Below are 26,751 nucleotides of genomic sequence, written 5' to 3' on the forward strand. Positions count from 1 at the left end.
AGGCAGATGGCGAAGCAGAAGAAGGCGAAGGCAGCGGCCGGGGGGCTGCTCGAACAGTTGCGCGTCCCAGTCGGCCCGGTGGATCTGACCACCTACGATCCGGGCGCGACGACCGGGTTCGCCGGCACCAAGGACGAAGGCAAGGCCGCGCTGGAAACGCTCGGCGCCGAGGTCTCCGACTGGCAGGAACGGCTGTTCGCCGAAGGCCGCAAGGGCGGCCAGCGCAGCGTGCTGCTGGTGCTGCAGGGGATGGACACCTCCGGTAAGGGTGGCGTGATCCGCCACGGCGCCGGCCTGATGGACCCGCAGGGCCTGAAGATCACGTCCTTCAAGGCGCCGACGCCGGCCGAGAAGCGCCGCGGGTTCCTCTGGCGGATCCGGCAAGCCACGCCCGGCCCCGGCATGATCGGAATCTTCGACCGCTCGCACTACGAGGACGTGCTGATCGCGCGCGTCCGCAACCTGGTCGCACCGAATGTCTGGGACAAGCGGTACGACCAGATCAACGACTTCGAGGCAGAGCTCGCCGAGAGCGGTGTGACGGTGCTGAAGTGCTACCTGCACATCTCACCGGAGGAGCAGAAGATCCGCCTGGAGGAGCGCCTCGACAACCCCACCAAGCACTGGAAGTACAACCCCGGCGACGTCGACGAGCGCCAGCTCTGGCCGGACTACATGGACGCCTACCACGCCGCGATCGAGCGCTGCAACGGCCCGCAGGCCCCATGGTTCGTGATCCCCAGTGACCGCAAGTGGTATCGCAACTGGGCGGTCACCACCCTCCTGCTGGAGACCCTGAAGTCGCTCGACCCGCAGTGGCCGACCGCCGACTTCGACGTCGCCGGCGAGAAGAAGCGCCTCGCCGCGACCTGAGGTCAGGCTTCTGGGTCGATGTCGTTCTTGCGGAGCAGGTCGCGGAGGCGGGCGACCTGCTCGTGCAGGCGCTCGTTCTCGTCGAGGACGGCGTGCAGTTCGGCGATCAGGTGATGCCTGCGCCCGTACGTCGTCCAGTCCGGATCGCCGGCCACCATCGCCTCGACCGCTGTCCGGGACCGCTGGCGCCGATCGAGTCGCTGCTCGGCGAGACCCCGGACCTCGTCGAGGTCGATGCCGAGCCGGGAGAGCACCTGGGCCGCGACGCCTTCGGTGTCCTTGAGCAGGCCGAGCAGCAGGTGCTCGGTGTCGATGTGGTCGCAACCGAGGCGGCGGGCTTCGTTGTTGGCCTCTTCGAGAATGGACTTGGCGCGCGGGGTGAACGGGACGAACCCGTCCGGTGAGCGCTGGCCACGACCGACGATCTCGATCACGAGTTCACGCACCGTCGGTGCGCTTGCTCCGGAGAGCAGCTTCGACGCGCCGCCTTCCGCCGTACCGATCAGGCCGAGCAGGACGTGCTCGGTGCCGATGTAGCTGTGATCGAGTTGCCGGGCTTCTTCTTGTGCGAGGACGACGACCTTGCGCGCCGTCTCGGTGAACCGTTCGTACATACCGACTCGCCTCCAGATCCAGTTGCCGATCTCGTCTTCGAGATTCAGGTCGAGCCGTAGGTGTTCTTCGAGCGCTGCCGTCACATCGGGCAGCACCAGTCGTTCACGGACGAAGTCCGCTGCTCCGCTGCTGTCACCAGCGGCGATCCGATCCAGTACGTCGTCGACCTCCGCGACCGGTTCGAGCCGGAGGTCGGCGTGGTTGAGCGTGACGAACTGCAGCACGACCGCCACCGCGACCACCCGGTTCGCGCCGCTGAACGGCCGGTCGCGGACCAGTCCGGCGAGCAGCACCGCCGCCGCTTCCGCCAGACCGCGAGCACGCCGTACGTCGGACAGCACCCGCTGGACGCAGTCGAGATCGGTACGGCGGACCGCCTCCTCGGACTCGCAGCGCAACACCCTCGCGGCGACCGCGAGGACGTCGTACAGGTCGAGGTGACGCATCAGTCGTCCCCGCGCAGGCGGCGCAAGGACTCCTCGTGCCGGGACAGGTTCTCCTCCAGCAGCCGGCTGAACCCGCTGTCGGTACGGCGCCGGTCGACCAGCTCGGCGATCGCCTCGCGGGCGACGTCCGACACCGAGCGGCCCTCGACCGCGGCCACCGTCTGCAGGTGCTCAGCCAGCTCCGGGTCGAGCCGGAGCAGGATGTTCTTGGTTGCCTCTTTCGCCATGGCTACCAAGATAGCGTGATATCACGCTATCGCAAGATGTCAGAGCTCCCGATCGTGGCGGCAAGCGGCGACGCGGGCCGCGACGGCGGCGGCTGCGGGGGAGTCCTGGGCCGGTTTCGCCGACCCGGCCGGCGCCACACCGCTGTGTGCCGCGATGAGCGACTGGTAGAGCGCCTTGGAGTCCGAGCTGGCGTACTGCGCTTCGAGTTGGGTGATCAACGACTGTGCGGGCTCGGCAGCTCCGTCGGGGCCCAGCGCCGTCTCGATCGCACGCTTGACGTGGAAAACCTCGGGCGGCGGTACGAGCTTGGGCAGCTTGCTGCCGGCGTACAGGTCGGCGGCGGCGCGCTCCCACTGACCTTCCCGCACGGGTCCGGACTCGAACTCGGGCGTCGGCTGGGCGACACCGGCGCCGGTCAGGCGCGACTCGTACAGCGCTTGAGCCGTGGGACTGCTGTAGAGCTTCTCGAAGGACTCGACCGTGTAGACGCCGGCCTGGAACGCCTGCTGGCCGCGCAGCGTGCTGAGCGCCCGGGTCTGCTCGACGTTGCCGCGCCCGGTGTTCTCGTCCAGCCAGGCGAAGTGGGTCCGCATGGCCTCGCCGATCTCGCGCTTCACCAACGCGACGTCCGGCGCGGGCACGAGCTCCGGCAGCTTGCTGCTCTCGAACATCTGGTCGGCCAACGCGTCCCACTGCCCGCGCGGCGAGGCCGCCGCTTGCCGTCGCAGGGCTTCGCCGATCATCCCGGTTCGGCTGTCGAGGCCTTGGGCAACGGCTCGGGCAGCCGGCGCGAACGACTCGTAAGTCTCCGGCGATTCGACCTCGAGGATGCCGGGGGCAACCTTGTCGATCCCGGTCTCCTTGATGAACTGGTCCAGATAGGCGCTGTTGAACGCCTCGACGAAGCCCTCCTCACCCCAGCGCAACCACTTGCGATCGCCGAACGGCTGCGCCGACAGTTGGTAGTTCTCCTTGTCCGGAATCGCGAAGTGCGCGTTCTCGTGCAGTACGACGCCCACCGCCCACCGGAATCTGCGCAGCGTCTGCTCGTCGTGCTGCTGCCCGGGGTTGGCGAACATCTCCCGCAGCTGCTGCACGACAGCCTTGTTGTGCAGGTGCATCCGGCCGTCCCAGGCAGCGATGCCCCCGGCAACCTTCGTCTCGTCCAGTGCCTTGTTGTGCGCGGACTGGCCGGCCTTGGTGATCTTGAGTACGGCGGCCTGCGCGTCCTTGGTCAGGAACGCCATCAGCGCCGGATTGTCGTACTCCTTGCGCATCGCCGCGAGCTCGGCCTCGAGCCCGCGAACCGCTTGCTCGCCATGCGCCTGACACGCGGTGAACACCTTGAGCGGATCCTCGCCGCGGACGTCGTCGATCTTGTCGAGCTGGTCCCGGACGACCTTCTCGGCCCGCCCGATCGTCACGTGCTGGGAATGCGGCGGGACCAGGAACTCGAGCTCCTCGCTCTCGTACCAGAGCTTGCTGGCCCATTCGAGCTTCTGGTGCGGCGGGCGCCGGTGGACCTCCTCGACGATCCGCTCGGTGCGCCACTTCCAGGTGGTCGCCAAGGTACTGACGTAGCCGACGGCCGCGGCGCCCTCCTTGGTGAACTCAGGATCGGCCTTCACAGACTTGAGGCCGGGGGCAACCTGTTCCAGCCCGAGCCGGTCGATGAAGTCGTCGACGTTCCACGCCGCCCAGAGTTCGGAGACGCCCTGGTCCAGCACACGCGCCCAGGTGTGATCGGCGATGGCCTCGGCGCGCTTCCCGTCGTACCCGGCGCGGTTGAGCAGTCGGCTGTGTTCACGCAGCAGCGATTGGAGCGCTCCGCGGTAGCGAGTCAGGGCCGAGGGGTCAGTCTGCGGATTGTCGAACATCTCACGCAGCGCCTGGATGCGCTCAGGCGCGAGGTGGATCGAGCCCTCGGTCCAGCGCGAGCTGCGCGCCCACTTGTCCATGGCAACGGTTGTGCCGGCGGCCGAACGCACCAACGCGTCGAAAGACTTCACCTGCTCGGACAAGGGTTGCACCTCCAGAAGCTACGGCTCGCCTGTTGCGCGAAACCGTAGCTCCCGGAGGGTCCAGCTTTAGGCCGACTGCACGAGCACCGGGCGTGGGGCCGGGGCGAGCGTGAGCAGGTCGAGCCCGGCGACGCCGTACCGGAGGAGGACCAGGCGCGCGACCTCGGCGCTGACGCCGAGGGGCTGCGAGACCGCGACCGCGCCGGCCTTGCGCGCCATCGACTCGGCGCGGTCCGGCAGTACGCCGGGTGCCAGGAACAGCGAGCCGACCGCGACGTGCCGGCGACCCTCGAGCCGCCACTGCAGGACAGCCTCGGCCGGTGACGGCGTCGCGGCGCAGACGAAGGCGGCGGTGACCGGCAACTTGTGCCGCTGACCCCACAGGCGGGCCAGGCGGGTCACGCTGGCGTTGGCCTGCGAGTCGCTGGAACCGGCCGCGGCCAGGACGAGCGCGTCGAGCTCACGCACCCGGCCGTCCTTGAGCTCGGCGCGCATCCGCCGGTCCAGGACGTCGAGCAGCGTGTCGTCGTACCCGAGGACGTCGGAGGCGATGATCCGCAGGTGCGGGAACCGGCTGCGCGACTCGTCGATCACGGCCGGTACGTCGATCCGGGCGTGGAAGGCGGACGACAGCAGCAGCGGCAGGACGACGACCTCTTCGACGCCCTCGGCGGCGAGCTTGCCGAGCACCTGGTACGGCGTGGGCGGGCAGTGGTCGAGGAAGGAGGCTTCGATCCGCAGGTCGTCACGCATCTCGCGCAGGCACTTCACGAGCGAGTGGACGGTGGCGGCCGAGCGCGGGTCACGGCTGCCGTGGGCGAGGATCACAAGAGCTGGAGCAGTCACAGCAGTTCCCCTTCTTCGTCGTCGATCATGCCTGCGGCCAGCGTCCATCCGTCGTGGGCGTCGATGAGCAGGAAGGATCCAGTGATGTTGTTACTGGAGTACGGGTCGGCCGCCAAGGGTGCAGCGATCTTGAGCTGCACCTTGCCGATGTCGTTCAGGTCCAGCCCGGCGGCGTCGATGACGCCGAGCGTGTCCAGGTCGAGCACCCCGGCGATCTTGGTGACGATCGCTTGGGCCGTTGTGGTGGTGTGTTTGATCAGCAGCCTCGCGCCGACGGTGAGTGGGCGGTCCGACAGCCAGGCCACGGTCGCGGACAGTTCCCGGCGGGTGCCGGGAGAGGACTCGGCCGCGACGATGACCGAGCCGCGGGCGACGTCGAGGTTGTCGGCGAGCCGGACGGTGACGGCTTCCCCGGCGACCGCGCTGGGCCGTTCGGCGACTGCGGTCGCGGTCGCGGACACGACTGCGTGATCGATGCCGGCGACCGTCGTACGACGTCCTGCCGGAAGCACGATGACCTGGTCGCCGACCGTGACGGTGCCGGAGGCAACGGTTCCGGAGTAGCCGCGGTAGTCGCGGTACTGGTCGTCGGTCTGTGGGCGGATGACGTACTGGACCGGGAACCGTAGTGGCTGGTTCGAGGTGTCGGTGCGGCCGGTCGCGTTCTCGAGGACCTCGAGCAGCGCGGGACCTGCGTACCAGGGCGTGTTCTCGGAGCGCTGCACGATGTTGTCGCCGACGAGGGCGGAGACGGGGATGGTTTTGAGGTCGGTGATGCCGAGCTGCTCGGCGAGTTCTTGGACCTGTTTGGTGATCGCGGTGTAGACGGCCTCGTCGTAGTTGACGAGGTCGATCTTGTTGACCGCGAGGACGACGTGCGGGACCCGGAGCAGGCCCGCGACGGCCAAGTGCCGCCGTGTCTGTTCCAGGACACCGTGCCGGGCGTCGACGAGGATGATGACGACGTCCGCGGTCGAGGCCCCGGTGACGGTATTGCGGGTGTACTGCACGTGTCCGGGGCAGTCGGCCAGGATGAACGAGCGCTTGTCGGTCGCGAAGTACCGGTAGGCGACATCGATCGTGATGCCCTGTTCGCGTTCGGCCCGCAGCCCGTCGGTCAGCAGCGCGAAGTCGAAGTCACCACCGCGGGCTTCGGACACGGTCTTCACGTGCGCGATCTGGTCGGCCAGGATCGCCTTGCAGTCGTGCAGCAGCCGTCCGACCAGCGTGGATTTGCCGTCGTCGACCGAACCGGCCGTGGCCAGTCTCAGAAGAGTGCTCATCAGAAGTACCCCTCTCGTTTGCGGTCTTCCATGGCGGCCTCGCTGGCCCGGTCGTCGGCGCGGGTCGCGCCGCGTTCGGTGATGGTGGAGGCGGCGACCTCGACAACAACCTCAGCCGCCGTGGCCGCGGTGGAGGCGACGGCGCCAGTGCAGGACATGTCGCCGACGGTGCGGTAGCGGACGGTGCGTTCGGTGACGGTTTCGCCGTCGCGGGGCTGGGAGTAGGGGCCGACGGCCAGCAGCATGCCGTCGCGTTCGAACACGTCGCGTTCGTGGGCGTAGTAGATCGAGGGGAGCGGGATCTGCTCGCGTTCGATGTAGTTCCACACGTCGAGCTCGGTCCAGTTCGACAGCGGGAAGACCCGCACGTGCTCGCCGGGCTTGTGTTTGCCGTTGTAGAGCGACCACAGCTCGGGGCGCTGGTTGCGTGGGTCCCACTGGCCGAACTCGTCACGCAGGCTGAAGATGCGCTCCTTGGCGCGCGCGCGTTCCTCGTCGCGCCGGCCGCCGCCGAAGACCGCGTCGAAGCGGTGCTCGTTGATCGCGTCCAGCAACGGCACCGTCTGCAACTGGTTCCGCGTCCCGTCGGAGCGCTCGCGCAGGCGGCCGTCGGCCAGGTAGTCCTCGACCTTGGCGACCTCGAGCCGCAGACCCAACTGCTGCACCACAGAGTCGCGGTAGGCCAGGACCTCGGGGAAGTTGTGGCCGGTGTCGACGTGCAGCAGGGTGAACGGCACCCCGGCCGGCGCGAACGCCTTGCGAGCCAGGTGCAGCATCACGATCGAGTCCTTGCCACCGGAGAACAAGACCACCGGCCGCTCGAACTCCGCCGCCACCTCACGGAACACGAAGATGGACTCGCTCTCGAGTGCGTCCAGCTCGGTCACCGTGTGCGTGTTCAGGGGAGCCTCCGTTGTCTCAAGTACGGCGGTCATGTGTGCAGCCCGCATTCGACCTTGCCGGTGCCGGACCAGCGGCCGCTGCGCGGGTCCTCGCCCGGCGCGACCCGCTGGGTGCACGGCTCGCAGCCGATCGACGGATAGCCGTCGTACTGGAGCAGGTTGACCAGTACGCCGTTGTCGGTGATGTAGGAGTCGAGGTCCTCCTGCGTCCACGGCGCGATCGGGTTGAGCTTGACCATGTCGCGCTTCTCGTCGTACTCGACGACGGGGGTGTTCGCGCGGGTCGGTGCCTCTTCGCGGCGGATGCCGGTGACCCAGGCCTTGTAGTGCGACAGGTGCCGGTTCAGCGGCTCCACCTTGCGGAGTGCGCAGCACTTGTCCGGCTGACGCTCGTACAGCTTCTCGCCGTACTCGGCGTCCTGCTCCGCGACGGTCTGCTTGGGCGTGGCGTTGATCAGGTTGATCGGCAGCATCGAGGCGACCGCGTCCCGGGTGCCGATCGTCTCGACGAAGTGGTAGCCGGTGTCCAGGAACAGTACGTCGACCCCCGGCGCGGCCTCGGCCGCCAGGTGGGGGAGTGCGCCGTCAGCCATCGAGGCGGTGACGACCAGGTCGTCGCCGAAGGTCTCGCGTGCCCACGCCAGCACCTCTTGCGGCGAGGCATCGGCCAGCCGCTCGTTCGCCTCCTCGGCGATCGTCTTCAGATCCGTACTCATTCCACACTCACCCGCAGTCCGATCAGTTTCAGCGAGAACACCCGTGCACACGGCCGGCACTCCCACGCGCCATGGCCTTCTTCGGAAGGACGAAGGTCCTCGTCCCCGCAGTACGGGCAGTACAGAGGTGCAGCTCGTTCGCTCACTGGAGGGCTCCTTCCTCGGCACGGACGACCCACTGGGCGAAGCGCTCGCCCTCGGACCGCTCTTTCAGGTAGTTCTGGGTGACGCGCTCGACGTAGTCGGTGAGGCCGGCCGAGGTCACCTTGTGACCGCGCAGCTTGCGACCGAAGCCGGCGTCCAGGCCGAGCCCGCCGCCGAGGTGCACCTGGTAGCCGGGCACCTGGTTGCCCTCGGCATCCAGTACCAGCTGGCCCTTGAGGCCGATGTCGGCGACCTGGATCCGGGCGCAGGAGTTCGGGCAGCCGTTCACGTTGACGGTGATCGGTACGTCGAGGTCGGGGATCCGCTCCTCGAGCTCGGTGATCAGCTCGGCCGCGCGGGCCTTGGTCTCGACGATCGCCAGCTTGCAGAACTCGATCCCGGTGCAGGCCATCGTGTTCCGCCGCCAGGCCGACGGCCGGGCCTGGTAGCCCAGGTCGGCGAGCGCGGCGACCAGCGACTCGACCTTCGACTCCTCGACGTCCAGCACGATGAACTTCTGCTGGGCGGTGGTCCGGATCCGGTCCGAGCCGTGGGCGGCGACAACATCGGCCACCTTGGCCAGCGAACTCCCCGAGACCCGGCCGACGACGGGAGCGACCCCGACGTAGTACCGGCCGTCCTTCTGCTGGTGGACGCCGACGTGGTCACCCTGGACGGCGGGGATCTCCGGCGCGGGGCCGTCGATCAGCTTGTAGCCGAGGTACTTGTCGCTCTCCAGGATCTCGCGGAACTTCTCCATGCCCCAGTCGGCGACCAGGTACTTCAGCCGGGCGCGGTTGCGCAGCCGGCGGTAGCCGTAGTCGCGGAAGATGCCGACGACGCCCTTCCAGACCAGGTGCACCTCGTCGAGCGGGACCCACGCACCGACGCGCTGAGCGAGCATCGGTGTGGTGGACAGGCCGCCGCCGACCCAGACGTCGAAGCCGGGGCCGTGCTCGGGGTGCACGACGCCGACGAAGCTGATGTCGTTCACTTCCGGTACGACGTCGTGCGACGGGTGGCCGGTCATCGCGGTCTTGAACTTGCGCGGCAGGTTCGAGAACTCGGTGCTGCCGATGTACCGCTCGACGATCTCGTCGATGGCCGGGGTCGGGTCGATGATCTCGTCCGCGGCGATCCCGGCGACCGGGCTGGAGATGATGACCCGCGGGACGTCACCGCAGGCCTCGGTCGTGTAGAGACCGACCGCCTCGAGCTTCTGCCAGATCGCCGGCACATCCTCGACCCGGATCCAGTGCAGCTGGATGTTCTGCCGGTCGGTGATGTCGGCGGTGTCGCGGGCATAGGTGCTGGAGATCTCGGCGATCACCCGGAGCTGTTCGGCGCTGAGCTGGCCGCCTTCGATCCGGACCCGGAGCATGAAGTACTTGTCGTCCAGCTCCTCCGGCTCCAGGGTCGCGGTCTTGCCGCCGTCGATCCCGGGCTTGCGCTGCGTGTACAGGCCCCACCAGCGGAACCGGCCGCGCAGGTCGGCGGGGTCGATCGAGTCGAAGCCGCGGTGCGCGTAGACGTTCTCGATCCGGGCCCGGACGTTCAGGCCGTCGTCGTTCTTCTTGTTCTCTTCGTTCTTGTTCAAGGGCTCGCGGTAGCCGAGCGCCCACTGACCTTCACCCTTGCCCTTGCGGGGGCGGGCGGGCTTGCGGGGGGTACCGGCCTGCGGTGAGGAGACGCCAGTCATCCGGAACGGTGTCCTTGTCCTAGAGACAGGTGCGTCCGCGGGGGCCTAGCTCGAAGCGTCGTCGATTCGACCTGGTCTGCGCGGTGCGCACCCAGCTGATGTTTCGAGCAGGGTGGCTGTCAGAGCATCGAAGGACGACAGATGGCGCTGCGCATCCGCCCGAGGTCGACGTGAATCCGACCTACGAGGTGAGTGGAGCGGGCAGCGAGCATGTCCACAAGAGTCAGCGGGAACGGCTGACAAATCAACCCATCATCCTGCATCGCGAGACGCAATCTCACGATGTGGCTATCTCTACCAGTCTGGTGGGTATTGTTTCGCGCTCGGGAACACGCTGGCAATAGAGCTTGTACAAGAAATCTTGTCTAACTACCCTGGAGCCATGACCCCGAAAAAGACCCGGTCGCCGGGAGCTTCTCGAGTGCAGGCCGTAGACCATCCGCTACGGCGCCGCCTGCTGGACATCCTGGCAGTCGACGGGCCGTCCACCGTGTCGGTGCTCGCTGCGCGGACGGGGGAGATGGTCGGCAACATCAGTCATCACCTGAAGGTGCTCGCGACCGCGGGCGTGATCGAGGAAGTCCCCGAGCTGGCCAAGGATCGGCGCGAGCGGTGGTGGAAGAGCGTCTGGTCGTCGTACTCGTGGCGCGTCGGCGACGACGAGCCGGGGGCTGAGCTGATCGGCGGAGTGGCCGAGGAGAGCAATGTCACGTACCGCGCCGGCAAGATCCGGGACTGGGTCGCCAAGCGGCCGGAGTACGGGGCGGCCTGGGGTGAGGCCGAGTTGTCGATCGACGTCTGGCTGAAGCTCACGCCCGAGCGGCTGGTCGAGCTGCGCGAGCGGATCCAGGAGGTCCTCGAGGACTACGTCGACCAACCGTCGACCGAGCCGGAGGCTGAGCCGGTGTACGTCTTCGCCCAGGGTGTGCCCGCCCAGCCCTGAGGCCTGTACTTTTCCGCGAAAGGACAGGAAACTTTCCTAACTGTTCTTCGAGGAGGCTGCGGTGAAGGCGATGCGCCGGGTGGGGTCGGTTGTGGTGGCGGCGGGGCTGGTGCTGGGGTTCGTCGGTCCCGTGGAGGCGGCGACGGGCGGCGCGGTCCGGGTCAACCAGCTCGGGTACGGCGCCTTCGACGGCAAAGCGGCGTACGTGCTGAGCCAGGGCGCGGTGACCGGTAAGTCGTTTCGAGTGGTCGACAGCCGCGGCCGGCGAGTGCTGACCGGTCGGGTCGGCGCGGAGTTGGGGGAGTGGAACGCGAAGTACCAGCACGTCTCGCAGCTGGACCTGACGCGGCTGTGGGTTCCGGGGACATATCGGGTCGAGGTGCCGGGAGTGGCGGCCTCACCGCCGTTCGTTGTCCGCGCCGACGGGGACGCGCTGGCGACGTCGGCCAAGGACAAGGCGGTCACGTTCTTCACCGAGCAGCGGGACGGCGCGAACGTCGTACCGGGGTCGCTGGGACGCAAGCCCGCGCACCTGACCGATCGGGCGGCGCAGGTCTACGAGACGCCGACCTTCGTCGACCCGGACACCGATCAGACGGTCGGTGAGCTGCGCCGGATCGGCGGTCCGGTGGATGTCGAGGGCGGCTGGTACGACGCCGGTGACTACCTGAAGTTCACGCACATCGCGGCGTACTCGGAATCGTTGCTGTGGGCATCGGCTCGGGACGCCAAGCGGCCGGATCGTCAAGTGACCAACGAAGCTCGGCACGGGCTGAAGTGGCTGGACAAGATGTGGGACGAGCGGTCGAAGACGCTCTACATCCAGGTCGGCGTCGGTACCGGGAACGTCGAGGAAACGTTCATCGGTGATCACGATGTCTGGCGATTGCCGGAGGTGGACGACCACCTGACCGACCCGTCCGAGCGGCATCTGCGCAACCGGCCGGTCTTCCGGGCCGCTGCGCCGGGGCAGCCGATCAGCCCGAACCTGGCCGGCCGCACCGCGGCGGCCTTCGCGCTCGCGGCGCAGGTCGAGGCGCGGACCGATCGTCGGCTGGCGCGCAAGCACCTCGAGACGGCCGCGCAGATCTTCGCGCAGGCCAAGACGCGTGATGTCGGGCAGTTGGTGACGTCGCTGCCGTTCGCGTTCTATCCGGAGTCGGCGTGGCGCGACGACTTGGAGTTGGGGGCGACCGAGCTCGCACTGGCCGCACAGCGGCTCGGCGATCGGCGGGCATCCGGCTGGGTGCGGCAGGCGGCGTACTGGGCTGGGCAATACCTGGAGCACGAAGCCGGTGGGGACACGCTGAACCTGTACGACGTGAGCGCGCTGGCGCATGCGGATCTGATCCGGGCAGCGCGTGCTGATCGAGCGCTGGTCGCCAAGCTCACCGGCGATCTGCGGGCCCAGCTCGCGATCGGCACGCAGCGGGCAGCCGGCGATCCCTTCCGCGCGGGGGCGCAGTACGACAACTTCGACGCCGTACCGCACACGTTCGGTCTGGCGGCGACCGCGCGGCTCTACCGGAAGGCGACCGGCGACCGCCGCTACGACACCTTCGGCGCGCAACAGCTCGACTGGGCCTTCGGCGCCAACGCCTGGGGTGTCTCGTTCATGGTCGGCGTCGGCGCCAACGCGGGACGCTGCCCGCATCACCAGATCGGCAACATCGCCGGCAAGCAGGTGATCGGCGCGGTCGTCAACGGCCCGAACTCGGCTTCTCTGTTTGACGAAGGACTCGGCGACCACCTCGACGGCATGAACCCCTGCCCGGCCAACGGCGTCGACCAGTACGCCGAGTTCACCGGCCGCGGCTCGCGCTACGTCGACGACGTCCGCTCCTGGCAAGCCTCCGAACCGGCCGACGACTTCGCCGCCATCGCCGTCTACGCCCTCACCCGCTGACAAACCGCGGCCGGTGGAGACTGGGTCCATGCCAGCCCAAACCCTGACCCTCCTCCGGCCGCGCTTCACGATCACCCACGTCACCGACGGCGTACCGGCTGTCCCGTCCGGCGACTGGTGGGCGATGTCCCGAACCCCTCTCGGTACCACGGTCATCGCCGAGTCCCTTGATGCGGTCGAGCCCTGGCGAGCCTTCTACAACAACGAACCGCATGCTCTGGACCAGCCCGGCATGCTCGCCGCCATCGTCCAGCCGCTGGCCGCCGTCGGACTCTCCGTCTGCGCCGCCTCGACCTACCAGGCCGACCTCGTCCTGGTCGCCGAGCCTGATCTGGACGCAGCCATCCAAACCCTCCAAGCCGCCGGCCACACGATCATCGTGGTGGCGGCGTGCTGAGTGCGGGGGAGATTGCGGCTGGGGTTCGGGCGGGGGCGTTGTCGGCGGTGGCCGTGGTCGAGGAGGCGTTGGAGGCGGCTCGGCGGTTGGATCCGATACTACATTTTCTCGACGAGCTTGACGCCGGTACGGCGTTGCGGCTGGCTCGGGAGGTGGATCCGGGCGGCCCGTTGGCCGGGGTGCCGTTTGTGGTGAAGGCGCGGACGCCGCCGGAGTCGCCGATTCTGGAGCGGTTGCTGGCGGCCGGCGCGATCCCGATCGGTACGGCGACTCGCGCGCGGCCGGGACCGGGGTCGCAGACCTACGGGTGGAACGGGCGTGAGTACACCCGGAATCCCTGGGACGTCTCGAGGTCACCGGGTGGGTCGACGGCCGGGGGAGCAGCGGCGATCGCGGCGGGGGTCGTGCCGTTGGCGACCGGTGGGGACAGCGGTGGGTCGCTGCGGATTCCGGCGTCGTTCTGTGGATTGGTGGGGTTGAAAGGCACCTACGGCCGGGTGCCGCGGGCAGTGGGACGGTCGCTCGGCGGACTGACCACAGCAGGTGTGATCGGCGCGAACCTCGATGACGTGATGCTGGCAACGAGTGTGGTGAGCGGCCCGCATCGGCTCGATCCGACGGCGTTGCCGCAGTGGCCGGAGCCGATCCTTGCCGAGGGCCCCTTTCGGGTGGCGTATCTGCCCACGCTCAACACCCAGTACGCCGTGGATCCGGGCGTCGACCAGGTGATTCGCGACCGGCTCTCGGTGGTCGAGGTGGTCGACGTACCGCTGAAGCTGTTGCCGACCGATGACGCCTGGCAGGTGTTGTCCGCGCTTGACGCAGGCCGGGGAGCCAGCGCTGCCGAGGCGCAGCGGGCTCGTGAAGTGCGGGATCACAACCACACCGCGCTCGCCGACCTCTTCGAGGTGGTCGACGCGCTGGTTACGCCGACCACGCTGACCGTTGCCCACGGCTACGACCAGCACAACGAGAACATCATCGTCGGCGACCCGTGCTGGGCCTTCAACGTGACCGGGCATCCTGCGGTCAGCGTCCCGGTCGGGCTCCTGGACGGTCTGCCGGTCGGCGCGCAGGTGGTGACGCCGTACGGCGACGACGCGACGGCGCTCGCGGTGGCGAAGCGGTTGATGGTCCAGCTGCGTTAGCTGGGGTTCTTGGCGCGCCAGTCCTTCATCGTCTGCTCGAGATCGTTGTGCACGAAGGTGAAGAAGTCCGCCGCCTCCGCGAGCCGGCGACCGACGGTCGTGTCAGGCCCGAACAGCGCAGCGCCGTAGCTGCTGCTCGCGGCCCATTCAGTCAGGGCCTGGTTGCGGCGCTCGAGAATCGCGGCGAAGACGTCCTCGCGGATCCGGTAGTGGTCCTTGCGCGAACCGGGCATCCGCTCCCGGGAGATGAACGACATCTGGATCAGCTGCCGCACCGCGCCGGAGACCGCGGGCTGGCTGATCTGCAGCGTCTCGGCGAGCTCGGCCGCGGTCATCGTCCCGTTCGGGCTGACCAGCATCCGGCCCATCACCCGGGCCGACATCGTCGGTACGCCGCTGCTCGCCATCACACCCGCGAAGCGCTCGACGTACTGACTGATCTCTTCCGTGGTGGGCGCCATGATTGAACCCTACACAAACCGAGCGCCCGCTCCCGGTGACCAGGAACGGGCGCTCGCAGGCGTGATCAGCTGAGCTCGAGGCCCGGGTAGAGCGGGTGCTTATCGAGGATCTCGGCCGAGGCCGCACGGGTCTTGTCGGCGACGCCGTCGGCCAGCACGTACTTCGCCTTCGACGGGGCGCCGGCCGCGGTGGTGGTGGGCGTGGTCGCGGACAGTACGTCGACGATCAGCTCGGCCACCCGGTCGAACTCGTCGGCGCCGAACCCGCGCGTGGTCAGCGCCGGCGTACCGATCCGGACGCCCGATGTGTACCAGGCGCCGTTCGGGTCGCGCGGAACCGCGTTGCGGTTGGTGACGATGCCCGCGTCGAGCAGCGCCGACTCGGCCTGCCGGCCGGTGATCCCGTACGACGAGACGTCGAGCAGAACGAGGTGGTTCTCGGTGCCGTCGGTGACAAGCTTCACGCCGCGCTTCATCAGGCCCTCGGCGAGGGTGACCGCGTTGTCGGCGACAGCCTGCGCGTAGGTCTGGAACGAGGGCTGCCGGGCCTCGGCCAGCGCGACCGCCTTGGCGGCCATCGTCTGGCTGAGCGGGCCGCCCAGCACCATCGGGCAACCGCGGTCGACGGCGTCGGCGTACTCGGGCTGGCACAGCACCATGCCGCCCCGCGGGCCGCGCAGCGACTTGTGGGTGGTGGTCGTGGTGACGTGCGCGTGCGGTACCGGGTCGAAGTCGCCGGTGAAGACCTTGCCCGCGACCAGACCGGCGAAGTGCGCCATGTCGACCATCAGGGTCGCGCCGACCTCGTCGGCGATCTCACGCATCTTGGCGAAGTTCACCTTGCGCGGGTACGCCGAGTAGCCGGCGATCAGGATCAGCGGCTTGAACTCGCGGGCGGCCTCGGCGACCTTGTCGTAGTCGAGCAGGCCGGTCTCGGGGTCGGTGCCGTAGGAGTGCTGGTTGAACATCTTGCCGGAGATGTTCGGCCGGAAGCCGTGCGTCAGGTGACCGCCGGCGTCCAGCGACATGCCGAGCATCTTCTGGTCGCCGAGCGCCTTGCGGAGCTTGTCCCAGTCCTCGTCGGACAGGTCGTTGACGTGCTTCGCGCTCGCCTCGGCCAGCGCCGGGGCCTCGATCCGGTTGGCCAGGATGGCCCAGAAGGCGACCAGGTTCGCGTCGATCCCGGAGTGCGGCTGGACGTAGGCGTGCGGCGCGTTGAACAGGGCCTTGGCGTGGTCGGCCGCGGTCTGCTCGACGGTGTCGACGTTCTGGCAGCCGGCGTAGAAACGGTGCCCGACGGTGCCCTCGGCGTACTTGTCCGAGAGCCAGTTGCCCATCGTGAGCAGGGTCGCCGGGGAGGCGTAGTTCTCGCTCGCGATCAGCTTCAGCGAGGAGCGCTGGTCGGCCAGCTCGGCCTTGATCGCACCGGCGATGGTCGGCTCGACGCTGGCGATCACCTGCAGGGCGTTGTTGTACGCGGCCGACGCCGCGGCGGCGTCGAAGGGTTGAGTCATGATCAAGTCTCCTGCGGTTGCAGTCGGTCGAAGGCACCCAGGCGCACGGTGCCGACGGGTTTCGCTCCCCGGTGGTACTCCACCTTCAGCGCGCCAGTCGCGACAGCGGTCAGCCTATCGTGCGCTCGACGATCTCCCGGAACGGTGTCGTCCGCGGGAGCGTCCCGAACACCCCACCCCAGTCCCCGCCCAGCCGGCTGGCCACAAACGCGTCCGCCACGGCCGGGGTCGAGTGCCGCACCAGCAACGACGCCTGCAAACACAACGCCATCCGCGCCGCGAGCCTCCGCGCCCCTGCTTCGGCGCCTTCGATATCTGCCAACGCCTGCAGTACGTCGTTCACGGCGGCATCCAGCCGGTGGTCCGCCCCCTGCGCCGCGCCGACCTCCAGCAGCCAAGCCTCCAGCGACTCCGGCCTGCGCAGCGCCCGCAGTACGTCGAGCGCGTTCACGTTGCCCGAGCCTTCCCAGATCGAGTTCAGCGGCGACTCCCGGAACAGCAACGGCAACCCCGACTCCTCCACGAACCCGTTCCCGCCGAGACACTCCAACGCCTCGGCGACCATGAACGACGTCCGCTTACACACCCAGAACTTCGCCAACGGAAGCGCAATCCGCCGGAACGCCGCTTCCCGCTCGGCGTTGCCTGCGGTCGAGGCATCGGCGGCGGCTGCTAGGCGCATGGCTAGGGCGGTGGCGGCTTCGCTTTCTATTGCCAGGTCGGCGAGAACGTTGAGCATGGCGGGTTTGTCGGCGAGGAGGCCGCCGAAGGCGGAGCGGTGCTGGGCGTGCCAGGTGGCTTCGACCAGCGCTCGGCGTTGGAGAGCGGCGGAGCCGAGGACACAGTCGAGGCGGGTGGCGGCGACCATCTCGATGATGGTGCGGACGCCGGCGCCCTCGTCGCCGAGGCGGTAGCCGACGGTGCTGTGGAACTCGACCTCGCTGGACGCGTTCGAGCGGTTGCCGAGTTTGTCCTTCAACCGTTGCAACGCGAAGGCGTTCCGGTTGCCATCAGCAAGCACCCGCGGCACCACGAAACAGCTCAACCCGTCCGGCGCTTGCGCGAGCACCAGGAACACATCGACCTGCGGCGCCGAGCAGAACCACTTGTGTCCGTCGAGCAGGTACTCACCGTCCGCACCCACCGGTGTCGCAGTCGTCAGATTGGCCCGCACATCGGAACCACCCTGCTTCTCGGTCATCCCCATCCCGGCCAGCACGCCACGCTTCGCTGCCCCGGGCAACCGCCGTACGTCGTACTCGGTCGAGGCCAGCCGCGGCACCCACTCCGCCGCCAGCCGCTCATCCGCGCGCAGAGCCGGTACGGCGGCGTACGTCATCGAGATCGGGCAGCCGTGCCCGGGCTCGACCTGCGACCAGACGAAGAAGCCGGCCGCGCGGGTGAGGTGCGGCGAAGCCTGGGAACTCGTCCACGGCGCAGCCTGCAGCCCGAAGCCGACCGCCTTCTCCATGAGCCAGTGCCACGACGGGTGGAACTCGACCTCGTCGATCCGGTTCCCGTAGCGGTCGTGGGTGCGCAGGACCGGCGAGTTCTGGTTCGCCGGCAGGGCGTGGGAGAGCGCTTCCTCCGATCCCGCGAGTTCGCCGATCCGGGCCAGACTGGGATCCTCCGCGACCCCGCCGTACGGGCGCAGCGCGGCGCCGAGGGCAGCGTCGGAGGTGAAGAAGTTCACCCCGTGCAGAGGAGGAGCCTGGTTCGTTACAGCGTTTGGGTCCGCCATATCAGTACGGTAAGCGGTATGGAACGTTCAGGGGCAGGGCCCGCGAGTGGGAGCTCGGTCTCCTTGGCATGGGTCCGCAAGATCCCCTCGACGATCTGGAAGCTGCTCACCCAGACCGTCGGCGAGTGTCTGCGCTACCGCGTCACCGGCCTGGCGGCCGAGGGCGCGTTCTTCGCGATCCTGTCGCTGCCGCCGCTGATCTTCGGGCTCGCCGGAAGCCTCGGCTACATCAGCCGCTGGCTCGACGTGGTCCAGATCGCGCAGATCAAACTCGAGATCGCGGAGCTCGCCGCGCGAGCGCTCACCGACGACTCCGTGAACAGCGTCATCGTGCCCACCCTGGACAAGGTGCTGAACGGCGGCCGCCCGGACGTCATCTCGATCGGTTTCGTGCTCGCGCTGTGGTCCGGCAGCCGCGCGCTGAACGTCTTCGTCGACACCATCACGATCATGTACGGGATGGGCGGCAAGCGCGGCATCGTCCGGACCCGCGCGCTGTCGTTCAGCCTCTACAGCATCGCGCTCGTCATCGGCGTGATCGTCCTGCCGCTGGTGCTGGCCGGTCCGGAGGCGGTCGACCATCTGCTCCCGGCGCGCCTCGACTTCCTGAACCAGCTGTACTGGCCGGTCGTCACGATCCTGTCGGCGGGCTTCCTGAACACGCTCTACCACGTGTCCGTGCCGGTCCGGACACCGTGGGTTTCCGACCTGCCCGGTGCGTTCCTGGCGCTCTCGATCTGGATCCTGGGCAGCTTCGTCCTGCGCTGGGTCCTGCAGAGCACAGTCGGCGGTACGTCGATCTACGGTCCGCTGGCGGCGCCGATCGCCGTACTGATGTGGCTGTACATGACGACGATCGCCGTACTGATCGGGGCGGCGCTGAACGCGGTCGTGAACCGGCTCTGGCCCGCGAAGACGCAGGAGCCGCCGCTGCCGAAGTTCGCGGATGACGACGACGAGGTCGAGCCGGTCATGAAGGCCGAGCCGGATCCGCATCACCACCCGGAGGTCGAGCCCGATCGCACGGAGCCCGACGTACCGGCGCCGGAGTTCCAGCGGCCGGAGCTCGCGATCGCGCGCAAGATCGAGCACCTCGCCGAGCCCTCGCCCGCTGTCGCTGAACCCGAGCCGGAGCCGGAACCGGAAGAGGCGCCGGAGCCGGTGACCGAAAACCCGGTGCGCACGACGAATCGGACGACATAGGCTGGTCGCGTCGCGATCACCGGTCCTCGATCAGGACCCGCAGAGCTTGGAAGGGAGGCACCCCGCCATGAGCCACCAACTGGCCTACCACCGGGCCGTTGTCTCCTGTTTTTCCGTCCGCTGAGCTGACCTCGCGGCCGGACCTTCCGAAAGGTTCGTCATGTCCGTGACACTGCAGGCTCTGGGACTGGACAGTTCCACGGCCGAATTCTTCGAAACCGTTCCGGCCGAGCTCGTGCCGGGACGCGTCGCCCGGGTCGACAAGGGCCTGGCGACAGTACTCACCGGGGACGGTCCCGTCCGCGCCTCGTGGTCCGGCGGGCTCCTCGGCGCGATCGCCGGTGACGCGCACGCAGCGCCCTGCACAGGGGACTGGGCGGTGCTGCGGCACTGGCCGGACGACCGCATCACCGTCGAATCGCTGGCTCCACGCCGTACGGCGATCGTCCGCGCGGAAGTCAGCGGTACGTCGAAAGGCCAGATGCTGGCCGCGAACGTCGACGTGATCGCCATCGTGGTCGGCCTGCACCCGGAGCCGAACATCGGCCGGATCGAGCGGTTCCTCGCACTCGCGTGGGAGAGCGGGGCTCGGCCGGTCGTCGTACTGACGAAGTCCGATCTGGTCGGCGATGCCGAGGCCGTGGCCGAGGATGTGGCAGCGGCTGCGCCGGGGGCCGACGTACTGGTGTGCAGTACGGCGACCGGTGCCGGCCTGGACGCGGTGCGTGAGTTGCTGGCGGGGGACGCAACGCTCGCGCTGCTCGGGTCGAGTGGCGCGGGTAAGTCGTCACTCGTGAACGCGCTCGCCGGTGTGGAACTGCTCGACGTGCAAGCGATTCGCGAGGACGGCAAGGGGCGCCACACGTCGGTACGTCGTGAGCTCGTCGTACTGCCGGCTGGTGGCGTGGTGATCGACACTCCGGGGCTGCGGGGGATCGGTCTGCAGGAGTCGGGGGAGGGACTGGCCGCTGCGTTCCCCGATGTGACGTCGCTGGCTGAGAACTGTCGCTTCAAGGACTGTTCGCACGACGGTGAGCCGGGGTGCGCGGTGAAGGCCGCGCTGGAGGACGGGACGCTGCCGCACCGCCGCTACGAGAGCTGGGTGCAGCTGCGCAAGGAGGCGGCGTACATGGCGCGGCGCTCGGATGTGCGAGCGCGGGCGCTGGCCAAGAAGGAGTGGGTGCGGGCGAGCAAGTCCTACCGCCGCGACATCAAGCCGCGATAGGTCCTGACATGATCGGTCCATGGATCGTGCCGTTCTGATCACCGGTGCCTCTCGAGGCATCGGTGCCGCCACCGCCCACGCCTTCGCCACCGACGGCGACCGGGTCGCCGTCCACTACAGCTCCTCCCGTTCGGCCGCCGAACAGGTCCTCGCCGGCCTGCCCGGCAGCGGGCATGTCCTCGTCCACGCTGATCTGGCCGACCCGGACGCCGTACGGGACATGGTTGATTCGGCCGCTGTGGAGTTGGGCCGCATCGACGTACTGGTCAACAACGCGGGCGTCTATCACCCGCACCGGATCCGCGAGACGACGTACTCCGAGTGGCAGCGGGCCTGGACCGACACCCTCGCCGTGAACCTCATCGGCCCCGCGAACGCCACCTGGTGCGCCGTCCGCCACATGCCCCGCGGCGGCCGCATCATCAACGTCTCCTCCCGCGGCGCCTTCCGCGGCGAACCCAACCAACCGGCGTACGGCGCCTCCAAAGCCGCCCTCGTCTCCTTCACCCAGTCCCTCGCCCGAGCCCTCGGCCCCGACGGCATAGCCGTCACCGCCATCGCCCCCGGCTGGACCACCACCGACATGGCCGCCGAAAACTTGGCCGGCGAAGGCTACGACCGCCGCCGCCTCGAAAGCCCCCTCGAACGAGTAGCCGCCCCCACCGAAGTAGCCGCCGCCATCCTCTACCTGGCCAGCCCCGCCGCCGAGTTCGCCACCGGCACCATCCTCGACTTCAACGGCGCCTCCCACCTGAGGATGTAGGACTACGAGTCGCGCGCGTGGAGGAGCAGACCACCGATCAGGAGTGCGGCGGCAGCCCACGCGGCGGTGACGCCGAGACCGCCGGTCATCGGGGCGAGTTTCTCGAGAAGGCGCCGCCAGTCCGGGTCACTGATGGTCTGGGAGACGATCGGTACGACGTAGAGCAGACCGAGCACGACTCCAAGGCTGGCGGCGGAGTCCCGTACGGCGGTTGCGATGCCGAGGCTGAGCAGTCCGATCAGGACCAGGTAGAGGACCGCTCCGGCCATTGCGCGCGGCGTCGTACCGTCGGCAGCGGGCTGAATGAGACGCCCGGCGAGCACTGCCCCGAGGACCGCGACCGTTCCAGCGACCGCCACGATGCCGGTGAGCACGACCATCTTGGACAAGAACAGCGTCGTACGTCGCGGCACCGCGGCCAGGCTGGTGCGCATCATGCCCGAGCTGTACTCGCCGCTGATGATCAGTACGGCCACGATTACGACCAGCGCCTGACCGAGATCGACGCCGATGAGCGTGAGGTCGGCCGCGTCATCGGCACTGATCACCGAGACGGCCGCTGCGCTCGAAGCCACGGTTGCCGCGATGGAGCCGACCAGAAGCCAGAGTGGGGCGGCGACAGTCCGCAACTTGGTCAACTCGGCGTGCAGGGCGAGTCTCATGCGTCCCTCCGGTTGAGCAGGACAGCGGCGACGGCGAGGCTTGCCAGGGCGTAGGCGGCCAGCACGGCGATCCCGGCCCACGGCGGAAGCGGGTAGTAGCCGTAGTACGGCGTGTAGTTGCTCGCGACCTGGTCGTACTGCACGAGGGTCTGCTGTATGGCGAAGGCAGCGCCCGGCGTCACGGTCGCCACCACCTTGGACACGCTCGCAGGGATGAACGGCACGGCGATCAGCAGGTACGGCAACACGATGGCCAGGACGACCGTGGTGACCGCGCCCGCGCTCTGCCTGACGATGGTTCCGACGGCGAGGGCCAGGACCGCGGCGGTCGCGAGCATGACTGCGGTCCCGAGCGCGACCCGCAGCTGGGTCGACGACGACACCGGGAAGATGTAGACACCGTTGCCCTGAGCAAGGCTCTCACCGAGTGGAGTCGCGAGGATCGCCCCGAGTGCCCCGACGACGAAGGTGACGGTCCACAGCACGGCCGCCTTGGCTGCGAGGACCCGGCCGCGTCGCGGACTCGCGGCGAGGGTGAGGTGAATCATCGTGCTCCGGTACTCCTCGGTGATGAACAGCGCGCCCACGACGATCACCACGATCAGCGCGGCGAACGTTCCGGTGAGGATGTCCCGGAGCTGAGCACCGGTTGGCAGACTGTCGCGGACGGCGGGCGCGATGTCACCGGCGCCGGTGACCGTGAACTCGTGGCCCGACGCGGTGAAGGAGCCCTCGCTCTGCTCCGGATAACCGGCGAAGGTCGGCGATTCGGCGCCGATCTGGTCGCCGGTCCAGTGGCCGCCGGCCCAGCCATCCGTCGTACGGAGGTCTCCGAAGACAGCTCTCGAGACGGTGCCGGCGGTGCCGCCGCCGCTCACAGCCGGGGGAGAGGCGACGAAGAGCCCGACCTGCGGTTGCGGGCCGAGGCCCCGCACCTGCGCGGTACCGACCTTGGTCCAGTTCACTCGGTCGATGGAGGTGTAGCCGGTGATTGCGTCGCCGGACCGCTCCAGCCGCAGCCAGCGGGCAGACGCGGGACCAGCCAGGTCGTGATCATAGTCGTGCTGCATCCGTACGCCGTGGCCGCCAGTCAGCATGATCGCGGCGTACGGCGAGCCCTGGCTGGTGTCCTTCTTGATCACGAGACCGGCCTTCGCCCACGGCACGACGCCGGATCGCAGGTCTCCGGGACCGGCCGGGATCGTGCTGTCGAGTGCGGCGACCGAAACAGTGATGCTGCCGTCCCCGGCCAGCGGCTGGTGCACGAAGTAGAAGCTGTCGGTGACCGGCCCGCCGCTCGGTCCGACTGGAACTGCGGGGGAGTTCTTCTGGTTGCTGCTGATCCCGGCGAGCAGCGCGAACAGCACCATCATCAGTGCCGCCGCCGTCATCCCGATCAACCAGCCCCGGACCGTCCTGAACTTGCACCACTCCGCGTGCAGACCGGTCATCGTGGCACCTCCGGCGCTGTCTCGGCGCGGAACTCGACCGCGGTGCGGGTGAGTTCCAGGTAGGCCTCTTCCAGCGTGGCGCGATGCGCGGACACCTCCGAGAACGGCACCGCCTCGTCGTGCAGGAGCGACACGATGTGATCAGGGGTGAGCCCGGAGACGGTGATGCTGTCGGAGCGCGTCGCCACGGTCGCGCCGGCCCGGACAAGCACTGTCGTCGCGCTCTCCGGGGCAGGCGTCCGGACGGCGACGCGGCTCCTCGACGCGCTCTCGATGAGGCCGGTCACGCTGGTGTCGGCGATGACCTTGCCGCGCCCGACGGCCACCAGCTGATCGGCCGTGTCCTGCAACTCGCTCATCAGGTGGCTGGAGACCAGTACCGCGCGGCCCTGCGCGGCCAACGACCGCAGGAAACCGCGCATCCAGACGATGCCTTCCGGATCCATGCCGTTGAAGGGTTCGTCGAGCATGATGATCGGCGGATCACCGAGCAGAGCCGTGGCGATCCCGAGTCGCTGACGCATGCCGAGCGAGTAGCCGCCGGCTCCTCGCCGGGCGGCCGGCGACAGGCCGACCTCGTCGATCACCTGATCCACCCGGCGCCCGGGCAGACCCTGTGAATGCGCCAGCCACAACAGGTGGTTACGAGCGCTCCGGCTGGGATGCAGCGCGTCCGCGTCCAGCAACGATCCGACCCGGGTCATCGGACGCCGAAGGCTTCGATAGGGCCGGCCGTCGATCAGTGCGGTGCCCTCGTCGACGGCGTCGAGGCCGAGGATCACCCGCATCGTGGTGGACTTGCCGGCGCCGTTCGGCCCGACGAAGCCAGTCACCAGTCCCGGGCGGACGGCGAAGGACATCCCGTCGAGGGCCAAGGTCGCACCGAAGCGCTTGCGCAGTCCGGTGACGACGATCCCTGAGGTTCGCAGTGGAGTCATGCCGTTGGTTGTACGTGGCGGCCGGTTTCAGCCGCGTCGCATCCGCTGCGACCCGGCTGCGACCTGCGATCTGGCATCGTCGAGGTATGAGGATCCTGGTGGTCGAGGACTTCGAGGTCCTGGCTCGCTCCATCGGCACCGGACTACGCCGCGAGGGGATGGCGGTCGACGTCGTACTGGACGGAACCGCAGCCCTTGAGCGCCTGGCCGTCACCCGGTACGACGTGGTGCTGCTCGACCGGGATCTGCCCGGCGTCCACGGGGACGAGATCTGCCGGCAGCTCGTCCAGAGCCGCTGCGAGACCCGCGTCCTGATGCTCACCGCGTCCGACACTGTCGAGGACCGCGTCGACGGACTCGGCCTCGGTGCCGACGACTACCTGCCCAAACCGTTCGCGTTCGCCGAAATGGTCGCCCGCATCCGCGCCCTGGCCCGCCGTACCGGCCCGCCGCTCCCGCCCATCCTGACCTGCGGGGACATCACCCTCGATCCAGCTCGCCGTACGGCGTCGCGCGCCGGCCGGCGACTCGACCTGAGCCCCAAGGAGTTCGCGCTGCTGGAATGTCTGCTGTCCGCGCCCGGCCTGGTCATCTCGGCCGAGGACCTGCTCGAACGCGTCTGGGACGAAGCCGCCGACCCGTTCAGCAGCGCTGTCAAACACACCGTGCACCGATTGCGATCCAAGCTCGGCGAACCACCCGCGATCGAGACCGTCCGCGAAGGCGGTTACCGGATCGGATCGTCGTGACAGCCCCGCCGATCGCCCGAAGGTCGTTGCAGACGCGGCTTGCGCTCGCCTACGCGACGGGTATCTACGCCGCCGGTGTCGTGGTGCTCCTCGCCGTCTTCATCCCGCTCACGGGCGCTCAGTCGGTCGCCCCCGAAGGCCGGCCTCGTCCGGGTGTCATCACCGGAACCGGGAGCGGACTCAGCCTGCCGCAGACGCTGACGGCCTCCGCCGTCGCGCTGGTCGTCCTGATCCCGGTCGCGCTGGCTCTCGGCTGGTTCGTCGCCGGCCGATTCCTCCGTCCGCTCCGCGCGATCACCGCCGCGGCCAAGGTCATCTCGACCAGCGACCTGCACCAGCGCCTGGACCTCGGCGAGCCCACCGATGAGCTGACCGAGCTCGGCCACACCCTCGACGACCTGTTCACCCGTCTGCAAGCCTCGTTCGACGCTCAACGTCACTTCGTCGCCAACGCCTCCCACGAACTCCGTACGCCGCTAGCCGGCCTCCGTACCCTCCTCGAAGTAGCCCTGGCCGACCCCGCGGCCGACGCCCAGACCCTGCGAACGGTCTGCCGCGAAGCGCTCGCTCTCGGCGAACACCAAGAGCGAATCGTCGAAGCTCTCCTGGTCCTCGCCACCAGCGAACGCGGAACCTCCCGCCGAGACCCCATCGACCTGTCACAAGTCGTCGAGCGAGTCCTCGCCACCCGCCACGACCACGCAACACAGCGCGGCATCCGCGTCGCCGTACAGCTGTCGCCGGCCCCAACCACAGGCGACCCCCGCCTCATCGAGAGCCTGGTAGCCAACCTCATCGACAACGCCATCCGCCACAACCACCCCCACGGCCACGTCACGATCACCACCGCCCTCCTCGGCAACCAACCAACCCTGACAGTCACCAACACCGGCCCACCCGTCCCGCCCGCCGAAGTCCAGTCCCTCTTCGCCCCCTTCCACAAACAATCCGCCCACCCCGAAGGCCACGGCCTAGGCCTAGCCATCGTCAACGCCGTAGCCCAAGCTCACCAAGCCACCCTCACCACCACCCCCCACCCCCAAGGCGGCCTAACCATCACCACCCACTTCCCGCAACTCAACCCCAAAACCCCAGCCGCCAACCTCACCACCTAAGCCCACAACGACTCAGCCCTCGGCTGTCCGCGCTACGACCACACCAGGTCTTCCCTTCGCGCCGACCTCGCGCCGGTTCACCAGCCGAACAGCAGCTCGAGGGGAGCGCTCCAACGCACGCGCCCACTCCAACGCAGGCGCCCACTCCAACGCGCGGGCTCACTCCAACGCGCGGGCTCACTCCAACGCAGGCGCCCATCCAGCCCCAGCTCGCCTCCAGCGCCATCCACCCGCACCAGGCTCGTTCAATCGCGGCTCCCGCGGGAGGGCCTGCCCGAGCGCGCCAACTCCGCGCCGGCCCACCGGCAGCGCGCTGACTCCGCGCCAGTTCACCGGCAACGCGCCCGCTCGGCGCCGGGCCTTGTGAGTTCGCACCACCTCCGCGCACACTCCCAGCACGCGCCCACCGACATGAGCTCGCGCGCCACCCAGCACGCGCCGGTCCATCGCACGCCAAACCAGCCCAACCCGGTTCACAGCAAAGCGCACCGGTCCCGCCCCGGCTCCATGACCGCCCATCAGTCCCGCCGGCTCGATCACAAGCCAAACAGCCAGACCCGGTTCATACCGAAGTGCACCAGACCCGGCCCGGAACCGTACTCGCGGCCTCAGCCCCAGCTGCCGAGCGAAGCGAAGGCATCAGGGGGTGCGGGTGGCGGAGCCCCCGCCGGCGGCAAGCGAAGCGCAGCCGCACAACACGACGAAGGCGAGGTGGCGAGCGCTGTTCAGCGCCGCACACCTCGCCTCTCGACTTCGTGGACG

24 protein-coding genes and 1 riboswitch are annotated in these 26,751 nt (G+C 68.8%); of the genes, 10 read left to right on the plus strand and 14 right to left on the minus strand.

Annotation, left to right across the window (positions count from 1 at the left end):
* Nucleotides 1-6: 6 nt before the first annotated feature.
* Nucleotides 7-873 carry a polyphosphate kinase 2 family protein gene (locus ABZS29_RS31620; RefSeq protein ID WP_355467473.1) on the plus strand — a complete coding sequence of 289 codons (867 nt, stop codon included), beginning with the start codon at nucleotides 7-9 and terminating at the stop codon, nucleotides 871-873.
* Between the two features lie 2 nt (nucleotides 874-875).
* On the opposite strand, the gene ABZS29_RS31625 is transcribed toward ABZS29_RS31620, so the two are convergent.
* From ABZS29_RS31625 to ABZS29_RS31660, 8 genes are all read right to left on the minus strand, one after another.
* Nucleotides 876-1,934 carry a Clp protease N-terminal domain-containing protein gene (locus ABZS29_RS31625; protein WP_355467475.1) on the minus strand — a complete coding sequence of 353 codons (1,059 nt, stop codon included), beginning with the start codon at nucleotides 1,932-1,934 and terminating at the stop codon, nucleotides 876-878.
* Nucleotides 1,934-2,161 (minus strand): ribbon-helix-helix protein, CopG family, encoded by a 228-nt coding sequence (locus ABZS29_RS31630; protein ID WP_132414664.1) that lies wholly within the window; start codon nucleotides 2,159-2,161, stop codon nucleotides 1,934-1,936. Before ABZS29_RS31630 ends, ABZS29_RS31625 begins: the two co-directional genes overlap by 1 nt.
* A 39-nt stretch (nucleotides 2,162-2,200) precedes the next feature.
* Nucleotides 2,201-4,183: a hypothetical protein gene (locus ABZS29_RS31635; RefSeq protein ID WP_355467477.1), complete on the minus strand. Its 1,983-nt coding sequence runs from the start codon at nucleotides 4,181-4,183 to the stop codon at nucleotides 2,201-2,203.
* 66 nt (nucleotides 4,184-4,249) lie between these two features.
* Nucleotides 4,250-5,029: a sirohydrochlorin chelatase gene (locus tag ABZS29_RS31640; RefSeq protein ID WP_355467479.1), complete on the minus strand. Its 780-nt coding sequence runs from the start codon at nucleotides 5,027-5,029 to the stop codon at nucleotides 4,250-4,252.
* On the minus strand, nucleotides 5,026-6,312 hold the full coding sequence (locus ABZS29_RS31645; protein ID WP_355467481.1) for a GTP-binding protein: 1,287 nt from the start codon (nucleotides 6,310-6,312) through the stop codon (nucleotides 5,026-5,028). Before ABZS29_RS31645 ends, ABZS29_RS31640 begins: the two co-directional genes overlap by 4 nt.
* The gene (gene cysD / locus ABZS29_RS31650; RefSeq protein ID WP_355467483.1) at nucleotides 6,312-7,247 is read right to left on the minus strand and encodes a sulfate adenylyltransferase subunit CysD; all 936 of its coding nucleotides are present in this window, start codon (nucleotides 7,245-7,247) and stop codon (nucleotides 6,312-6,314) included. The genes ABZS29_RS31645 and cysD overlap by 1 nt, the downstream gene beginning before the upstream one ends.
* Entirely contained in the window at nucleotides 7,244-7,930 is a 687-nt protein-coding gene (locus tag ABZS29_RS31655; RefSeq protein ID WP_355467485.1) for a phosphoadenylyl-sulfate reductase, read from the minus strand. Before ABZS29_RS31655 ends, cysD begins: the two co-directional genes overlap by 4 nt.
* 142 nt (nucleotides 7,931-8,072) lie before the next feature.
* Nucleotides 8,073-9,773, minus strand: a complete 1,701-nt coding sequence (locus ABZS29_RS31660; RefSeq protein ID WP_355467487.1) for a nitrite/sulfite reductase — start codon at nucleotides 9,771-9,773, stop codon at nucleotides 8,073-8,075.
* Nucleotides 9,774-10,155: 382 nt separating this feature from the next.
* Here ABZS29_RS31660 and ABZS29_RS31665 point away from each other — a divergent pair, with 382 nt between their 5' ends.
* The 4 genes from ABZS29_RS31665 (at nucleotide 10,156) to ABZS29_RS31680 (ending at nucleotide 14,167) form a co-directional block, all read left to right on the plus strand.
* A complete protein-coding gene (locus tag ABZS29_RS31665) occupies nucleotides 10,156-10,716 on the plus strand; it encodes a helix-turn-helix domain-containing protein (RefSeq protein ID WP_355467489.1) in 561 nt (186 codons plus the stop codon).
* A 70-nt stretch (nucleotides 10,717-10,786) separates the two neighbouring features.
* Nucleotides 10,787-12,622: a glycoside hydrolase family 9 protein gene (locus tag ABZS29_RS31670; RefSeq protein ID WP_355467534.1), complete on the plus strand. Its 1,836-nt coding sequence runs from the start codon at nucleotides 10,787-10,789 to the stop codon at nucleotides 12,620-12,622.
* A 28-nt stretch (nucleotides 12,623-12,650) separates the two neighbouring features.
* The gene (locus ABZS29_RS31675; RefSeq protein WP_355467491.1) at nucleotides 12,651-13,019 is read left to right on the plus strand and encodes an ACT domain-containing protein; all 369 of its coding nucleotides are present in this window, start codon (nucleotides 12,651-12,653) and stop codon (nucleotides 13,017-13,019) included.
* Entirely contained in the window at nucleotides 13,013-14,167 is a 1,155-nt protein-coding gene (locus tag ABZS29_RS31680; RefSeq protein ID WP_355467493.1) for an amidase, read from the plus strand. Before ABZS29_RS31675 ends, ABZS29_RS31680 begins: the two co-directional genes overlap by 7 nt.
* Here the strand turns inward: ABZS29_RS31680 and ABZS29_RS31685 are convergent.
* The 3 genes from ABZS29_RS31685 to ABZS29_RS31695 form a co-directional block, all read right to left on the minus strand.
* A complete protein-coding gene (locus ABZS29_RS31685) occupies nucleotides 14,164-14,628 on the minus strand; it encodes a MarR family transcriptional regulator (RefSeq protein WP_355467495.1) in 465 nt (154 codons plus the stop codon). The genes ABZS29_RS31680 and ABZS29_RS31685 overlap by 4 nt on opposite strands.
* A 65-nt stretch (nucleotides 14,629-14,693) precedes the next feature.
* Entirely contained in the window at nucleotides 14,694-16,142 is a 1,449-nt protein-coding gene (locus tag ABZS29_RS31690; RefSeq protein WP_355467497.1) for a glycine hydroxymethyltransferase, read from the minus strand.
* Nucleotides 16,143-16,170: 28 nt separating this feature from the next.
* Nucleotides 16,171-16,253, minus strand: a riboswitch (ZMP/ZTP riboswitch).
* Nucleotides 16,252-17,883, minus strand: coding sequence for an acyl-CoA dehydrogenase family protein (locus tag ABZS29_RS31695; RefSeq protein WP_355467499.1), 1,632 nt, complete (start codon nucleotides 17,881-17,883; stop codon nucleotides 16,252-16,254). Its footprint overlaps the riboswitch before it by 2 nt.
* An 18-nt stretch (nucleotides 17,884-17,901) precedes the next feature.
* On the opposite strand from ABZS29_RS31695, the gene ABZS29_RS31700 reads away from it, so the two are divergent.
* The 3 genes from ABZS29_RS31700 to ABZS29_RS31710 all read left to right on the plus strand — a co-directional run bounded on the left by ABZS29_RS31700 (nucleotide 17,902) and on the right by ABZS29_RS31710 (nucleotide 21,074).
* Nucleotides 17,902-19,086 carry a YhjD/YihY/BrkB family envelope integrity protein gene (locus ABZS29_RS31700; protein WP_355467500.1) on the plus strand — a complete coding sequence of 395 codons (1,185 nt, stop codon included), beginning with the start codon at nucleotides 17,902-17,904 and terminating at the stop codon, nucleotides 19,084-19,086.
* A 160-nt stretch (nucleotides 19,087-19,246) separates the two neighbouring features.
* Nucleotides 19,247-20,311: a ribosome small subunit-dependent GTPase A gene (gene rsgA, locus ABZS29_RS31705; RefSeq protein WP_355467502.1), complete on the plus strand. Its 1,065-nt coding sequence runs from the start codon at nucleotides 19,247-19,249 to the stop codon at nucleotides 20,309-20,311.
* A 19-nt stretch (nucleotides 20,312-20,330) separates the two neighbouring features.
* The gene (locus ABZS29_RS31710; protein WP_355467504.1) at nucleotides 20,331-21,074 is read left to right on the plus strand and encodes an SDR family oxidoreductase; all 744 of its coding nucleotides are present in this window, start codon (nucleotides 20,331-20,333) and stop codon (nucleotides 21,072-21,074) included.
* A 2-nt stretch (nucleotides 21,075-21,076) separates the two neighbouring features.
* Here the strand turns inward: ABZS29_RS31710 and ABZS29_RS31715 are convergent, their stop codons facing one another.
* Genes ABZS29_RS31715 through ABZS29_RS31725 form a run of 3 tightly spaced genes read right to left on the minus strand, consistent with a single transcriptional unit; the run spans nucleotide 21,077 to nucleotide 24,125 of the window.
* Nucleotides 21,077-21,736, minus strand: coding sequence for an ABC transporter permease (locus ABZS29_RS31715; protein ID WP_355467506.1), 660 nt, complete (start codon nucleotides 21,734-21,736; stop codon nucleotides 21,077-21,079).
* A complete protein-coding gene (locus ABZS29_RS31720) occupies nucleotides 21,733-23,187 on the minus strand; it encodes an ABC transporter permease subunit (protein ID WP_355467508.1) in 1,455 nt (484 codons plus the stop codon). The genes ABZS29_RS31715 and ABZS29_RS31720 overlap by 4 nt, the downstream gene beginning before the upstream one ends.
* Nucleotides 23,184-24,125 carry an ATP-binding cassette domain-containing protein gene (locus ABZS29_RS31725; protein WP_355467510.1) on the minus strand — a complete coding sequence of 314 codons (942 nt, stop codon included), beginning with the start codon at nucleotides 24,123-24,125 and terminating at the stop codon, nucleotides 23,184-23,186. Before ABZS29_RS31725 ends, ABZS29_RS31720 begins: the two co-directional genes overlap by 4 nt.
* Before the next feature lie 86 nt (nucleotides 24,126-24,211).
* Between ABZS29_RS31725 and ABZS29_RS31730 the strand changes: the two genes are divergently transcribed.
* Both ABZS29_RS31730 and ABZS29_RS31735 read left to right on the plus strand, forming a co-directional pair.
* Complete coding sequence (locus ABZS29_RS31730) at nucleotides 24,212-24,874, plus strand: response regulator transcription factor (RefSeq protein WP_355467512.1); 663 nt, start codon at nucleotides 24,212-24,214, stop codon at nucleotides 24,872-24,874.
* Nucleotides 24,871-25,989 (plus strand): HAMP domain-containing sensor histidine kinase, encoded by a 1,119-nt coding sequence (locus ABZS29_RS31735; protein WP_355467514.1) that lies wholly within the window; start codon nucleotides 24,871-24,873, stop codon nucleotides 25,987-25,989. The genes ABZS29_RS31730 and ABZS29_RS31735 overlap by 4 nt, the downstream gene beginning before the upstream one ends.
* Nucleotides 25,990-26,751 lie beyond the last annotated feature (762 nt).

Origin of the sequence: Kribbella sp. NPDC005582 (genome assembly GCF_040605415.1) — a bacterium.
Taxonomy (GTDB): Bacteria; Actinomycetota; Actinomycetes; order Propionibacteriales; family Kribbellaceae; genus Kribbella.